General features: G+C 46.4%; 14 protein-coding genes. 12 read left to right on the forward strand and 2 right to left on the reverse strand.

The annotated features are described in order from the left end of the window. Positions 1-28: 28 nt before the first annotated feature. The 6 genes from J4N39_RS21190 to J4N39_RS21215 all read left to right on the forward strand — a co-directional run bounded on the left by J4N39_RS21190 (position 29) and on the right by J4N39_RS21215 (position 4,514). On the forward strand, positions 29-295 hold the full coding sequence (locus J4N39_RS21190) for a S24/S26 family peptidase (protein ID WP_252024678.1): 267 nt from the start codon (positions 29-31) through the stop codon (positions 293-295). 101 nt (positions 296-396) lie between these two features. Continuing rightward, complete coding sequence (locus J4N39_RS21195; protein WP_252024680.1) at positions 397-1,287, forward strand: BRCT domain-containing protein; 891 nt, start codon at positions 397-399, stop codon at positions 1,285-1,287. A 216-nt stretch (positions 1,288-1,503) separates the two neighbouring features. Beyond that, positions 1,504-2,688, forward strand: coding sequence for a hypothetical protein (locus J4N39_RS21200; RefSeq protein WP_252024682.1), 1,185 nt, complete (start codon positions 1,504-1,506; stop codon positions 2,686-2,688). Beyond that, positions 2,675-3,019 (forward strand): STAS-like domain-containing protein, encoded by a 345-nt coding sequence (locus J4N39_RS21205; RefSeq protein WP_252024684.1) that lies wholly within the window; start codon positions 2,675-2,677, stop codon positions 3,017-3,019. Before J4N39_RS21200 ends, J4N39_RS21205 begins: the two co-directional genes overlap by 14 nt. Next, positions 3,019-3,546 (forward strand): hypothetical protein, encoded by a 528-nt coding sequence (locus tag J4N39_RS21210; protein ID WP_252024686.1) that lies wholly within the window; start codon positions 3,019-3,021, stop codon positions 3,544-3,546. Before J4N39_RS21205 ends, J4N39_RS21210 begins: the two co-directional genes overlap by 1 nt. Before the next feature lie 416 nt (positions 3,547-3,962). Beyond that, a complete protein-coding gene (locus J4N39_RS21215; RefSeq protein WP_252024688.1) occupies positions 3,963-4,514 on the forward strand; it encodes a phage integrase in 552 nt (183 codons plus the stop codon). A gap of 24 nt (positions 4,515-4,538) precedes the next feature. Here the strand turns inward: J4N39_RS21215 and J4N39_RS21220 are convergent, their stop codons facing one another. Further along, entirely contained in the window at positions 4,539-4,739 is a 201-nt protein-coding gene (locus J4N39_RS21220; protein WP_252024690.1) for a restriction endonuclease subunit S domain-containing protein, read from the reverse strand. 46 nt (positions 4,740-4,785) lie between these two features. Further along, the gene (locus tag J4N39_RS21225) at positions 4,786-6,696 is read right to left on the reverse strand and encodes a methyl-accepting chemotaxis protein (RefSeq protein WP_252024692.1); all 1,911 of its coding nucleotides are present in this window, start codon (positions 6,694-6,696) and stop codon (positions 4,786-4,788) included. A gap of 308 nt (positions 6,697-7,004) precedes the next feature. On the opposite strand from J4N39_RS21225, the gene J4N39_RS21230 reads away from it, so the two are divergent. From J4N39_RS21230 to J4N39_RS21255, 6 genes are read left to right on the forward strand one after another with little or no spacing between them, the layout of a single operon-like run. Then, the gene (locus J4N39_RS21230) at positions 7,005-7,961 is read left to right on the forward strand and encodes an AAA family ATPase (RefSeq protein WP_252026876.1); all 957 of its coding nucleotides are present in this window, start codon (positions 7,005-7,007) and stop codon (positions 7,959-7,961) included. A 9-nt stretch (positions 7,962-7,970) separates the two neighbouring features. Next, entirely contained in the window at positions 7,971-8,909 is a 939-nt protein-coding gene (locus tag J4N39_RS21235; RefSeq protein WP_252024694.1) for a DUF58 domain-containing protein, read from the forward strand. Next, on the forward strand, positions 8,902-9,366 hold the full coding sequence (locus J4N39_RS21240) for a DUF4381 domain-containing protein (protein ID WP_252024696.1): 465 nt from the start codon (positions 8,902-8,904) through the stop codon (positions 9,364-9,366). Before J4N39_RS21235 ends, J4N39_RS21240 begins: the two co-directional genes overlap by 8 nt. Beyond that, positions 9,359-10,321, forward strand: a complete 963-nt coding sequence (locus J4N39_RS21245) for a vWA domain-containing protein (protein ID WP_252024698.1) — start codon at positions 9,359-9,361, stop codon at positions 10,319-10,321. Before J4N39_RS21240 ends, J4N39_RS21245 begins: the two co-directional genes overlap by 8 nt. Continuing rightward, on the forward strand, positions 10,314-12,116 hold the full coding sequence (locus J4N39_RS21250) for a vWA domain-containing protein (RefSeq protein WP_252024700.1): 1,803 nt from the start codon (positions 10,314-10,316) through the stop codon (positions 12,114-12,116). Before J4N39_RS21245 ends, J4N39_RS21250 begins: the two co-directional genes overlap by 8 nt. Next, positions 12,110-13,747 (forward strand): BatD family protein, encoded by a 1,638-nt coding sequence (locus tag J4N39_RS21255; RefSeq protein WP_252024702.1) that lies wholly within the window; start codon positions 12,110-12,112, stop codon positions 13,745-13,747. The genes J4N39_RS21250 and J4N39_RS21255 overlap by 7 nt, the downstream gene beginning before the upstream one ends. Positions 13,748-13,807 lie beyond the last annotated feature (60 nt).

The raw sequence follows: 13,807 nt of genomic DNA on the forward strand, positions 1-13,807 counted from the left end.
ATAGATGTCTCACTAATTGGTACGATCAGTGAACTGGAGTCTCAGTTTTTGCCTACATCCACCAAAGGTCATAGAGCTAATTGATAGTAAGACAAGAACTCTAATCGACGAAGAAGATATCAAGGTAATAACAGGCACTTACCTATTCGATATGGATGACGTGTTGTACCTAGTAGAGATCAGACGACTACCGGGTAAGAAGCTGGTAGTCGTGACAGAGAACCACACTTTCGAAGCACTTGAGAGTGACATTAAAGTCTATGGCCGTGTGGCTATAGAGATGAGCAAACGATAAGTAACTGGATGAATACTCAGTTTATTCGCATAGCGTGCGTTTGATATTATACCTCTGGATCAAAACTCAAATAATCAGACGGTTAGGAAGGAATCAATACTATGAATTCTACACTAGACGATCACGGCCAACCTGTCATTTCCAATTTCAGCCGTAAGCGTAATCAAGACAAAGCACTTCAATCCCTAGCTGGCATTTTGCAAGGGGTCACGGCTGACCAAAAACTAAATGAAGTTGAGGTTTTATTCTTGGATGCTTGGCTAAAGTCAGGCGAAGAATACAAAGATGATGGTGATTTCCTTGATGTAATGGACATTATCGAGGAAGCACTGGAAGACGGCATCATAGAACAACACGAACTAGCAGAAATCCAATCAGTATTATCGGATGTGGTTGAGTATCGAGAGCAATCTGGTGATGTGGATGCACTCACTAACAAGCTGCTTGGATTCCTACAGGGCATCACTTCCGATGACGTAATCAACGATAAAGAAATCCAAGCGCTTATCGATCTGCTTGGTGAGTCGGAAGAACTTTGCCAAGTCTGGCCTGCTAATGTGATCATCTCTCGTTTGGAAGCAATCTTGGAAGATGGCATCGTGGATGATGAAGAACGAGCCGAACTGCTATCCATGCTGAAATCTATCTGCGGCCAAGGCTTCCTTGATACTGGCAGCGCTGAGTGTTTCGCCACTGACTTCTTTGGTGAACAAATCGACTTAGACGGTATCGAAGGTAAGGCAATTTGCTTCACTGGCAAATTCCTGTCTGGCAACCGCAAATCAGTGGAAGCTGCAGCTAAAGAGAAAGGTGCGATTGTTCGCAGTGACGTGGTGAAAGCTCTGGACTACTTGGTCATCGGTTCACTCGCTAGCCGTGATTGGAAGTTCAGCAGCCATGGCCGCAAGATTGAAGCTGCGATCCGCAACAAGCAAAATGGCGTCGCTACCAGTATCTTGACCGAAGAAACTTGGGCAGAGTTCATTAGCTAATGTCAGTCCGCAACACCAAAGACGGCAGCAATAAACCTTGGTTTTGCGAGTGCTACTCGCAAAGCTCACCAGCATTGTTTTATTCGAAATGCACGGCGATGTGCAAAGAATGGAAAGTAGTAAGAAGTAATGAACCCCAATGAGTAAACCACCGAGATTTATGATACTGGCGACAATAGTCACTGGTATCTGGAAGTAACGAGGAAACAAAAACGAATGAAGAAATATTTGCCAATCTACGATAGAGAGTGGGCTAAACGACGCACTGCCTCGAAAAGAAATAGAATACGCAAGAAGCGCTCAATATTCGACGGCAAAAGTTCAATCGTAGTAAATGGCAAAACACTGCAAACACTTTTTAACAAGCCAATCTATGAAGTACCTCGTATACTGGATATTTCTGGTGGTCAATTGACCAATGAACTCAAAACCTTCTTTGATGGCTTAGAAGAACTGTGCGAGAAGTTCGATCGTATCTACCTAACTTTCAAGAAAACGGAAGTAGCTCGATACCCTATGTACTTAATCATAGTTGCGATTCAAGAGAAGTATGGGACCAAAATATCTGTCATGTGGTCAGATTCACCTGGCATTAACTACCAGATCAGCACGACAGGTTTTTATCTCGCCTCTCACAAGCGACGAGAGATGATGCGTAATAGCAATATTGGTCAGATTCCCGTGATTAGTGGTAGTAATCAAGAGTTTGGTGATCTAGCTGATGACCTAGTAGATGCGATTAGTGATAAATACTACGATGGCAGTATGCCATCAGAAGTAGAGTTTAAGATTTCACAGGCAATTATCGAAACGGTAGAAAATGTGGGTCGCCACGCCTACCCTCATGTAAATGACAATCACGATAAGAAATGGTGGCTCATATGTTCGATAGGTGATACTGACTATGATGATGGCAAACATATGTTTTTGGCTATCTACGATACAGGCCGTGGTATTCCAATGTCATTTGAGGACAGCCATGTGTTCCAACACAGGGTTAAATCGCACTACCCTGAAGAGTACAACCGCCTGATTCAAGGTAGTGAAGCGACAGATAACAAAAAAAATGTGGTTCGAGCATTACTGCGAACAGCAAAATCTATTTTTAAACCACTAAGGGAAACCATTGGCGATTCTGGTATGATTTACGCCTCAATGATGCATGAAGTTACTAGAATTGATGATCAGAACCACGGACAAGGTAGTATATCAATCAAGGATGTAGTAACAGATGATCCAGGTAGTCATTTGATCATCACAAGTGACAAAGGCTGGTATCAATACGATAAAGGTGCAAAGAACGAAGATGGAATGGATGACGAACATTCGCTAAGAGAACTAGCGAACTCTATGCCAGGCACATTTATCCAATGGAGTATTAAATTACATGACTTCGACTAAAACTATAGTAGTTACAAAAGACTTCCACCCCAGACCCAAAGGCCGGTACATACAGGACGCACCTGGTTGTGATCTTACATCCGGCGAAGCCTTTAGAAACATGTTGGTGAAGGAACTAAAGAAACATGATTCTGTAGTTGTAGACCTAACAGGTTACAACAGATACGGACGATCATTTCTAGATGAAGCCTTCGGAGGGCTGATCTCTAGAAACGGTTTTACCAAAAAACAATTGGATCAGAAGCTAACTGTGAAACATGATGACCTAGATGCTGTAGTTTTGGTCATTGAAGAGCGTATCACTTCTGCAGAGGCCAGACGTAAAAAATAATGGCTAGTTGGTTTACTTTTGAATGGGTATTTGTCAGCTGGCTCATCACGCTCTTTATCCACCATCGAAACATAAAAAGAGGAGCGATCTCTGACAACGTAGACGAGTTGAAAGAGCTCATATCTGACTTAAACAGCTTCGATTGGTTGGATCCCGATGACCACGCACTATTCAATGAAGAGCGATACAATTCGCTGCTTAACAGAATCTTGTGGAAAACTCGCCAGCTCAATGAATTAGCACACTGTGAGTTACTAGCAGAAGCTGAACTAAATATGCTCTATTCATTTGAAATAGACGAGTTAACAGCTTTAGACCACAAGTGTAATGACTGGTGCACCCTCCGCTTCAAGTTACAAGAGAAGTGTAGCAACCTCATCGAACTAATCGACAAAAACTACTTTGATCAAGTTCTGTCGAGAAAGCCATTCAATTTCTGGCTTGAACGTCACACCATAGGTGGGGTGATTTGTGGCTTTGCTATTGTATATTTCTTTATCGAAATCATGAGCTTCTTCTTCTCTTAACATGTCAGTAAGAAACACCAAAGACGGCAGCAAAAAAACCTTAGCTTTGCGAGTGCTACCCGCAAGGCCTAACAGGTAAACGAGTTCGCAAGCGCTTCGCTACCAAAAGCGAGGCAACGGCTTACGAACGCTATGTGATGAAAGAGGTGGATGACAAGCCAAGGTTACGCGAAAAACCGGATCACCGTAGGCTCAGCCAGATTATTGAGCTGTGGTTTAACCTCTACAGAAGCACGTCGATCAATGGTGAGGATGTAAGGGGCGTTTTACTCACGTCGTTGAAGCACTAGGCAACCCAATTGCCACCCACTTAACCGCCAACCAATGGGCAACGTTCCGAGCAAAACGCTTAATCTGGCGAGATTAATTTCAACCGAAATATCGGCAGAGGTGACAGAGCCGCTGGACTAGCCGCAGTGAACTTTGAACTAAGCCGCATGAAAGGGATGTTCAACAAGCTGATTGAACTTGGAGAGTGGACGCACCTAAATCCATTGGACTCTTTAAAGCAGTTGAAGAAAAGTGAGACCGAGATGGGCTTTCTCACATTAGAGCAAGTGGAAGAACTACTCACCCATCTAGGAGACAATAAACGTCACCTTGACATGATCAACATTGTAAAGCTTTGCCTTGCCACTGGCGCCCGTTGGAGTGAAGCCGAAACACTTTGCGGTGCGCAGCTTTCAAAGTGCAAGGTAGCGTACATCAATACCAAGACAGGTAAGGACCGTTCAGTTCCTATCGACCAAGAGCTGTATGAGCAGATCTACAAACCAACGTCAGGCCCACTGTTCAAGCCTTGCTATAAGAACTTCGTTTACCAAGTAAAGCGCAAGCTGAAGATGGAAATACCAACAGGCCAAGCCTCTCATATTCTACGCCACACGTTCGCCAGCCACTTCATCGCCACTAACCAAGTATCGCCACAAAAAAAGCCGCACAAGGCGGCTTTAAATTATTGTTTCTAATGGTTTAACTAAACCATCAAGACCTTAGTGAACAGGTGTTTCGGTCTTTGCATAGAACTGGCCGAAATGCTCTTCAAGCACTTCAGGTGTTAGCTTACCTTCAGCTTCCAGTTGCTTCAGTTTTGCAACCACCGCTTTTTGCTCTTCAAGTGAAGGCAACTTAACTTCAGGCTCCTCGCCCATTTGCTGGCTCATTTGCTCCAGCTCTTTTTCAAAATCACTCATAACGAATTTCCATTTTTGTAGCTGGGCAAATTCTACCTAATCTAGGCTAGAGTTTAAAGCCACCTACCATAGCATCAAGGCGACGAGACAACTCTTGTAGCTCAGCACTTGCTTCTGCCAGCTCTTGAGCTGTGTTAGTGGTCAGTTCGTTAATGCTGTTGATCTCTTCAATGTTCTCATTGATGGTGTGTACCACTGTCGACTGCTCTTCGGTCGCGGTGGCGACTTGGGTATTGCGATCAGAGATATCGGCAATTTGCTCAGAGATCTGCCCTAAAACATTCACTGCTTGGTCGGTTGAGATCACACCTTCGTTGGTAACTTCTTGACCCGCTTCCATTGCAGATACTGCATTTTGTGCATCGCCTTGAAGCTGATTGATCATCTTCTGGATCTCTTCCGTCGAGTCTGCCGTGCGGCTCGCTAGGTTACGCACCTCATCGGCAACCACGGCAAAACCACGACCTTGCTCACCCGCACGTGCCGCTTCAATCGCTGCATTTAGTGCCAGCAGGTTAGTTTGGTCAGAGATATCACGGATCACGTCGAGGATAGAGCCAATTTCTTGGGTCGTGCCCGCCAACTTCTGAACCACGCCGCCAATGTGTTCGATATCAGAGGCCAATCGACTGATTGCGTCTTTGGCTTTAAAGACCACATCACGACCTTCACCCGTGCTTGACTCAGCGCCACCTGCCGTTTCGGCAGCAGTAGCCGCATTAGTTGCAATTTCGCTGATGGTTGCCCCCATTTCATTAATCGCCGTCACCACTTGGATGGTTTGGTCACGCTGGTTTTGGCTGTTGTTGTGAGTCGTATTCGACTTATCTGCCACGCCTTGCGCTGCGGTTTGCAGTGCTTGGCTAGTTTCAGCAACTTCTTTAACCGAGTGATGGATCTTTTCGATAAATCCGTTGAAACCTTGGGAAAGCGTTGCGAGCTCATCTTTACCCGTCACTTCGATACGTTGTGACAAGTCGCCATCTCCTTCACCAAGTTGAAGGAAGCGCTCAGAAATCGCTTGGATCGGCTTAGTAATACTTGATGCCAAGAACAGGCCAAACATAATGAATAAGCCTGCAATCACGACTGTGGTAATTAACATGGTGCGTGCAGAAGCGTTCAGATCAGCAAAGACTTCACTCACTGGAACCTGTGCCACGATAAACCAATCCATCGATGGAACGTATTGGCTGGCAACAAACAGCTCTTGGCCGTTTGATTCTAAGCGCACTAAGTTGAATTGATTTTTATTAGTTAGTGGTGAGGTATCACCCGTGTAAATCTGGTTTAGACTTAGCTTGCGCTTGTCGGCGTGTTTATGGATTTGCACATCACCCTGCGCATTGGCTAGGTAGATGTAACCCGTTTTCTCAATTTGGAAACCGTTTAGCAATGAAACCATATCATCCAAAGTTTTAGACAAACCAGACATCGCCATTCCACTGACTTGCTGGTAGTTGGCAAACATCTTGGCTTCACCATTCTCTTCTTGGAATACACTGACACTGGTTGGTTGACCAGATGCAGTGAAGCCAAAGAACCAGCCGTCTTGCTGCTGATTCAGCTCACGAAGGAAACCTTTCTGGTTCCAGTAATAGGCCGTTTGACGGTTGGCGACTGATGCGTCATTCAATTTGTATTGGTCACGAACAATATTAAGTTGTTCAACAAGCATCTTTTCAGCCGCTGGCTCACGGTCAGTGGTACGGATGACTTCATGAATAAACTTGTTGCTCGCCAACTGCTCTGCAGCAGACAGCATTTGGGACACTTCCTTATCCACCTGCTCTTTGATCAAGTTCATCATCGATGGTAGCTCGATATCAACCAATCGATGTTCAAGCAGATCACGAGACTGACTGTTGGCCATGAAGCCAACCAGACAAGTCGAAGCTAATACCGCAACGGTAATCCCAACGACAATTTTGCGTTTTATTGAAAGGTTTCCAAACATATATTCGCCTTCAAAAAGGTGGTGGCTGTACGCCAAAGAAAAGATTTGAAACAAATGGTTACTTGTTATCGACTAATTATAAACGAGCTTTAACAATAATTTTAGATAGCCCCCACAAAGCAAACGATTAACCAAATTAATTATTAGTTACGATTTAAAAATACTCCCAATGATCAGTGGGTTAAATGATGGATAAAACGGAACTTTTTCCCCTGTTTTCAATCGAAAACTGTTGGATTTGGCCTGTAACGACCCAACTTATAGGCTACTCAGACAGTTTTGACATTCATGGCGATGGAGCAATCAAGATGCATTCAAGCTCATTTCAGCAATTACAAGCCTACCTAAACTCACAAATTATTGGGCAACAGGAATTAGTAAAACAGTTACTGGTTGCCTTGCTGGCGGACGGACATATTCTTGTAGAAGGGCCTCCTGGGCTCGCGAAGACTCGCGCCGTAAAATCATTGGCAGACTGCATTGAAGGCGACTTTCACCGTATTCAATTCACGCCAGATCTTCTGCCGGCTGATCTCACCGGAACGGATATTTTTCGCCCAGAAACTGGCGGGTTCACCTTTCAAGCTGGCCCAATATTCAACTCATTAATTCTTGCCGATGAGATCAACCGAGCACCCGCTAAGGTGCAAGCGGCCATGCTCGAAGCCATGGCTGAGAAGCAGATCACCGCTGGCCGTGAAACCTATAAGTTGCCTGAACTCTTCTTAGTGATGGCCACTCAAAACCCAATTGAGCAAGAAGGCACCTATCCACTACCTGAAGCACAGCTCGACCGTTTCTTGCTGCACTTGGAAGTAGATTATCCGGATGCCGACAGTGAACTTGCCATCTTACGACTCAATCGTGGCGAGGCGATGGGTACGGAGCAAGTGACCAACGTGACTCTCAGTCAATCGCAAGTATTTGAAGCTCGCCAAGCTGCGCTTGCAACTCATATGGCAGGCAGTGTTGAGGCTTACATCGTACGACTGATTATGGCGACACGAGAACCTGAGCAATATGACCAAGAACTTGCCCAATGGTTAGACATGGGCGTAAGTCCTCGCGCTACGATTGCCCTGGACAGAGCAGCTCGTGCTCATGCTTGGTTATCGGGTCGTGATTTTGTCTCGCCAGAAGATGTGCACGCCATGGCCTACCCTGTGCTTCGCCACCGCTTGTTACTTAGTTACCCAGCACAAGCGCAAGGCATCCAAGCTAACCAAGTCATCGATAAACTGCTCAGTCTAGTAGGAAGCGCATAAGGAACTGTTATGGCTAACCAACTTCCATACGCCAGTAATGGTGTGGAACTTAGCCTTGCGGAACTGTTGGAATACAAAAATCACACCCAAAAATGGCTGCCGCCAAAGAAAAGTCTTTGGTCTCAATTAAATGGCAGTCATTTCAGTGCTCAGCTTGGTCGAGGTATGAATTTCTCTGAAGTTCGCCAATATCAGGCTGGGGATGATGTCCGCAGTATCGACTGGCGAGTGACCGCCCGCACTGGGAAAACTCATACAAAGCTGTTTACCGAAGAGCGTGAACAGCCCGTATTTTTGTATCTTGATCTTAGCAGCAGTATGCGCTTCGGCTCGACGTTGCTACTCAAATCGGTTCAAACTGCACACCTTGCAGCCTTGATCGCTTGGATCACGACCGATAGCCAAGATCGTATCGGCGCACTGATTGATACTGGTCATCACCAGATCGAGCTCAAGCCTACCGCACGTGCCAAAGGTACGCTCTACCTGCTGGAACAACTGGTACAGACGCACAACCAAGCCCTGCTTGATGATCAACAGAGCCAGCCGTTTGATCGCAGCTTATCGACCCTACAACGTTTGTGCCCCAAAGGGAGCGACATTATTCTGGTCAGTGATTTTCAACGTCTTGAAACTCATCATCAGCCAATTATTCGTCAGCTTAACCAGCACAATCGAATGCGAGCAGTACAGCTGTTTGACCCGCTTGAAAAAGGCCACACCCAGTTCAAAGGGCAAGCACAGGTGACAGATGGTCGAAGCAGCCAATGGTTCTCATTTGGCAATAAAAAATCCAAGCAGCTTTTTGACCAGCATTGGAATCAATCCACCCATGCTATTCGCCAAATCACTCGCGAGCTAGGTATCCCTTTGCATTTGGTATCAAGTGGCCAACCGCTACTGGACCAACTGGCTGAACTTCATAAACAGGAGATCTATCGTGGCTAATCCAAACTTAGATCTCGCACCGTTACATCTGCCACCAGAGCCGGGCTTTTGGCCTCTAGCGTGGGGCTGGTGGGCCGCTTTGTTGTTCGTGGTTGTGGTACTCACATTCCTACTATGGATGTTTAAAAAACGTCAACGTATCAACGCCACCAAAAAGTTGGCATTAGAGCATTTAAATGGTGCCACTAGCGCCGAACAGGTAATGCAACTCCTCAAACAAGCGGCGTTTGGTTACGTTGAAAGACAAACGATCGCCGGGCTAAGTGGTGACAATTGGTATCAATGGCTAGATGCCCAGATAAAGACACCGCTTTTCGCACCCAATGCTGAAAAGTGGAACCGCATGCTTTATCAAGGTGAGGCCTTCGATGCTCAATTAAAGCAAGATGCCCAACAGTGGCTCACTCAAGCTTTGCCGTTGAAAGCTGAAACGAACAAGAGGGCGAGCGATGTTTAGTTTTGTTTGGTGGTGGGCATTTGTCTTCCTTCCACTGCCGTTTATCATTTTGCGCTTTACGCCTGCTCACGAAAGTCACCAGGTGGTGCGTCTTCCTTTTATCCCAAAAGGTGCAGGCAATATTCAAGTTAGCCAAACCAGCGTGAAGGCACTCGCTTTATTTGCGTGGCTTTGCGCCGTCACCGCATTAGCAAGGCCTGTATGGCTGGGTGATCCCGTCAGTTACCACCCGAAACATCGTGACCTGATGCTCGTGGTCGATTTGTCTTATTCCATGAGCCAAGAGGATATGAAGCTCAATGGTGACTATATCGATAGGCTAACTGCGGTAAAGCAAGTACTAAGCGATTTTATTGAGCTGCGCCAAGGTGACCGAGTTGGCTTGGTGCTTTTTGCAGACCATGCCTATTTGCAAACGCCTCTAACACTTGATCGCTCAACCGTCATCGCCCAACTGCAAAGAACGGTACTAAAACTTATAGGCACCAATACCGCTATAGGTGAAGGCATTGGCCTGGCGACCAAGACTTTCGTTGATAGTGATGCACCGCAAAGAGTGATGGTATTGCTGAGCGACGGCAGTAATACCGCTGGGGTCATTGACCCAATTGAAGCGGCGCAAATTGCCAAAAAATATAACGCCACGATTTACACCGTGGGAGTGGGCGCAGGCGAAATGGTGGTCAGTGATTTTCTGTTCGAGCGCAAAGTCAATACCGCTCACGACCTAGATGAAGAGACCCTGAAACAAATCGCCTCCATTACGGGTGGTCAATATTTCCGAGCCCGTGATGCCAAGGAATTACAAAATATCTACCAAACCATTGATGAGTTAGAACCCGTGACAGGGGCGACTCAAACATGGCGACCGCAAACGGAATGGTTTGGCGTGCCATTGGCGCTCTATCTGGTTTCGAGCCTAGTGTTGGTTTGGTTGAGGAGACAAAATGGCTGATTTTGAGTTCATTTATCCAATGGCTTTACTGGGCCTAATACCGGTGATTGCCATGTTCTTGTTATGGCGACATAAGCCCGCTCAATCGGGCTTAATTGCTGCGCACATTCGAGTGCATTTAGACAAAGTCACCCCGACTAAAATGCACCATCGTTACTTATTAATGCTCGGCTGGATTATCGGCGTTATTGGACTGGCTGGACCAAGTTTTGGCCATGTGCAACGTCCTGCTTTTAAAGTCGAACAAGCCCGTGTGTTGGTGATGGATATGTCACGATCACTGTATGCGCAAGATGTTAAGCCAAACCGACTCAGTCAATTAAAGTTCAAGGCGTTAGACCTTCTGCCAAGTCTGAGTGAAGGCAGCACTGGACTTGTGGCCTATGCTGGTGACGCCTACACATTGAGCCCATTAACGTCTGATAGCGAAACCTTGGCGAATCTAATTAAAAACCTGAGCCCAGAGATCATGCCATTTCAAGGTGGTAACCTGTTGGCTGGTGTCACCGAAGCTATCCAGCTGATGCAAGATGCTGACTATCAACAAGGGGAAATCATCATTTTTGCTGACGACGTTTCTGAGCAAGATGTCGAAGCGTTGCAATCGCTGGGCTCTCAGTGGCAAATATCCGTTTTGGCGCTTGGAAGCACCCACGGCTCACCAGTGAAACTGCCTGATGGTAGTCTGCTTAAGAACAATGCAGGTGTCACTGTCGTAGCCAAAACTAACTTCCAAGGACTCAAACAAATAGCTCAGCAATCTGGTGGAACCTATACGGCACTGACTAAAGATAACCAAGACATTGAACGTTTGAGTCAGCGTCAGGGGTTACTCGCTAAACAAGCGCAATCAACGAATCAAGAAAGCGTAGAACAGCGTTTAAACCATGGTTATTGGTTGCTGCCACTGTTGGTGCTATCTGCCCTACCACTGTTTCGCAAGGGATGGATTTTTGCCTTCGTACTCGCAATGCCAATGCTTACTCCAAAACAAGCGGTTGCAAACCCGTTTGAAAATGCTGATCAACAGGCGCACCAGCACTATCAAATACAGCAGTACCAACAGGCAGCGGAGCAATTTAAAGACAAACGCTGGCAAGCGGCGGCGCTTTATCAAGCGGGAGATTACGACAGCGCAGCCCAATTGCTACAAGGTTTTGACGATGAGCAATCACGTTACAATCGAGCCAACGCACTTGCACAAGCTGGTAAGTTAGAACAAGCCAAGCAGGGCTATGAAAGCCTGCTAGCAGATAACCCAGCGCACAAAGATGCTCAGCACAATCTTGCTATCGTAGAAGATGCGCTCAAGCAACAGCAACAGCAACAGCAACAGCAACAGCAACAGCAACAGCAACAGCAACAGCAACAGCAGGATGATGCTGCTTCTGACTCTGAGCAACAACAAAACTCAGAAAATTCATCGGAAGAAAATCAGCAAGGTCAGCAAGGTCAGCAAGGTCAGCAAGGTCAGCAAGGTCAGCAAGGTCAGCAAGACGATGCCGAATCTGCACAGTTAGCGCAAGACAAAAATCAGACCGAACAAGCCGATTCACCTGCATCCCAGCAGACCTCAGCCAAAGCAACGGAGTCAGAGGCTGCAAAGCCTGAGGGTTCTGATAACGCTGATGGTGTTATGGCTAGCACCCAAACCAATGCCACCGAAGCAGATCCTGAAATGCGCAAGCTTGAACAAATCCAAGCGCAAGGTGACCCTGCTTACCTGCTCAAAGCACAAATGTTGCTGCAAGCTCAGCAAAAACAACAACCGAATAAAGCGAACAAATCATGGTAAAGAATCGAACCTTACACCTTCTCTTTACGGCGCTCATTTTCGCCCTTGGTCTGTTGAATATCACTCAAGCGATGGCAACCCCAGTGGCCACAGCGAGTGTTTCTAAGACCAAACTAAATAAAGATGAGATCTTTCAGCTTAAAGTCACGGTGAATACTCGTGTCGATAGCGCTGCGCTAGACTTAACAGCCTTGGAAGAGGATTTTGCTTTAACAAGGCCGAGCTTTGGCAGCTATCAAAACAGCATTAATGGCCGTACTTCTATCCGCAGTGAATGGAGCATCGCTCTCGCCCCGAAACGTTTAGGCGTAATCACTATCCCTGAATTTGATATCGGTGGAGCGAAAACCAAAGCCATTGCATTGCAAGTATCCCAAGAGGCTAATGCCATCACACAAGATGACTTAGTTGAGTATTATGCAGAGGTGACTAAGCCATCCTTATATCTAGGTGAGCAAACCGAACTGACCACTAAGCTTATTATCAAAACCGATCCTCGCCGGCTGCAAAATAGTGAACTGAAAGCACCTCACGCCCAAGGGCTTACCGTGCACCCAGAGTCTGAAGCCAACCAATACCAAACAGTGATCGATGGCATGGAGGCGACGGTAGTCGAGCAAGTCTTTACGGTTAGAGCCGATAGTGTTGGTGACCACTTACTTTACCCTCCGCAATTGACAGGGGCGATAGTCGAACGCAACCGCTACGGCAGTACCCGACTGATCCAAATTGACAAAGCGGCAAGCCCAGTGACCGTTACAGTTAAGGACAAACCCGCTGACTATACCGATGTTTGGCTACCCACCGATTCGCTAACGATGACCCAGCTTTGGCAAGATGAGTCTGGCCACCAAATCTCCAGCGATGCGGTAACCGTTGACGTTGGGGCGGTACTCACTCGTACCATTCAAGTCACTGCTAATAATATTGCTCAAGAACAAATGCCCGCTGTAAATATCGAGTATCCAGCAGCTTTTCGTCTGTATCCTGAAGCACCTCAGTTTCATAACGATAGTGGCAAAACAGTCATGACCATCAAAACAGTGGTCATCGCCAACCAAGCGGGAGAGTGGACATTACCATCAGCCTCTATCCCTTGGTGGGATACGGTCAATGAGCAAAGACAAAGTGCTCAAGTTGCACCACTTAACGTCACCGTAAAGCAAGGCGAGCCAACTTCACTACCGCTAAGCGAAAACAATGATGCGCCTACCACGCCACCACAAGTAATCACGACTAATGATCCGGGGGCTTGGCCTTATTTGACTGCGTTATTTGCTATGGCTTGGCTAATCAGCACCTTTGCATGGCTGAAAGCTCGCAATAAGCCTGTACAAGAACATTCACCAGTCAAAAATAACGCAGAATCTAACGGCAGTGTTGAGACGCTTATCGAAGCAATCAATAACAAAGATGGCGTGCGCTTCAACCATCACTACCAAATCTGGCGACTCCAATCTCAAGGCATAAAACAAGACACAGAACTGGAAAAACTAGTAGAGCACTTCATGGCCAGCCTATATCAAAGCACAAAGTCCAATTACGACCCTCTACCATTAATTCACAAGCTAAAGGCAATAGACAAACAAGCAAAAACCAAAAACTCACCACCCACCCTGCCTAAGCTATAACAATAAAAAAGGGGGCGAAGCCCAGCTCCTCCCCCTTTACCGTTTACCGATTGCCCTTTT

Source organism: Vibrio sp. SCSIO 43136, from assembly GCF_023716565.1.
Classification (GTDB): domain Bacteria; phylum Pseudomonadota; class Gammaproteobacteria; order Enterobacterales; family Vibrionaceae; genus Vibrio.

Excerpts from the sequence above, each read along its gene's own strand:
- J4N39_RS21195 (WP_252024680.1), top strand. The coding sequence starts at position 397 with ATGAATTCTACACTAGACGATCACGGCCAACCTGTCATTTCCAATTTC.
- J4N39_RS21200 (WP_252024682.1), top strand. The coding sequence starts at position 1,504 with ATGAAGAAATATTTGCCAATCTACGATAGAGAGTGGGCTAAACGACGC.
- J4N39_RS21205 (WP_252024684.1), top strand. The coding sequence starts at position 2,675 with ATGACTTCGACTAAAACTATAGTAGTTACAAAAGACTTCCACCCCAGA.
- J4N39_RS21210 (WP_252024686.1), top strand. The coding sequence starts at position 3,019 with ATGGCTAGTTGGTTTACTTTTGAATGGGTATTTGTCAGCTGGCTCATC.
- J4N39_RS21220 (WP_252024690.1), bottom strand. The coding sequence starts at position 4,739 with ATGAGTGATTTTGAAAAAGAGCTGGAGCAAATGAGCCAGCAAATGGGC.
- J4N39_RS21225 (WP_252024692.1), bottom strand. The coding sequence starts at position 6,696 with ATGTTTGGAAACCTTTCAATAAAACGCAAAATTGTCGTTGGGATTACC.
- J4N39_RS21230 (WP_252026876.1), top strand. The coding sequence starts at position 7,005 with ATGCATTCAAGCTCATTTCAGCAATTACAAGCCTACCTAAACTCACAA.
- J4N39_RS21235 (WP_252024694.1), top strand. The coding sequence starts at position 7,971 with ATGGCTAACCAACTTCCATACGCCAGTAATGGTGTGGAACTTAGCCTT.
- J4N39_RS21245 (WP_252024698.1), top strand. The coding sequence starts at position 9,359 with ATGTTTAGTTTTGTTTGGTGGTGGGCATTTGTCTTCCTTCCACTGCCG.
- J4N39_RS21250 (WP_252024700.1), top strand. The coding sequence starts at position 10,314 with ATGGCTGATTTTGAGTTCATTTATCCAATGGCTTTACTGGGCCTAATA.
- J4N39_RS21255 (WP_252024702.1), top strand. The coding sequence starts at position 12,110 with ATGGTAAAGAATCGAACCTTACACCTTCTCTTTACGGCGCTCATTTTC.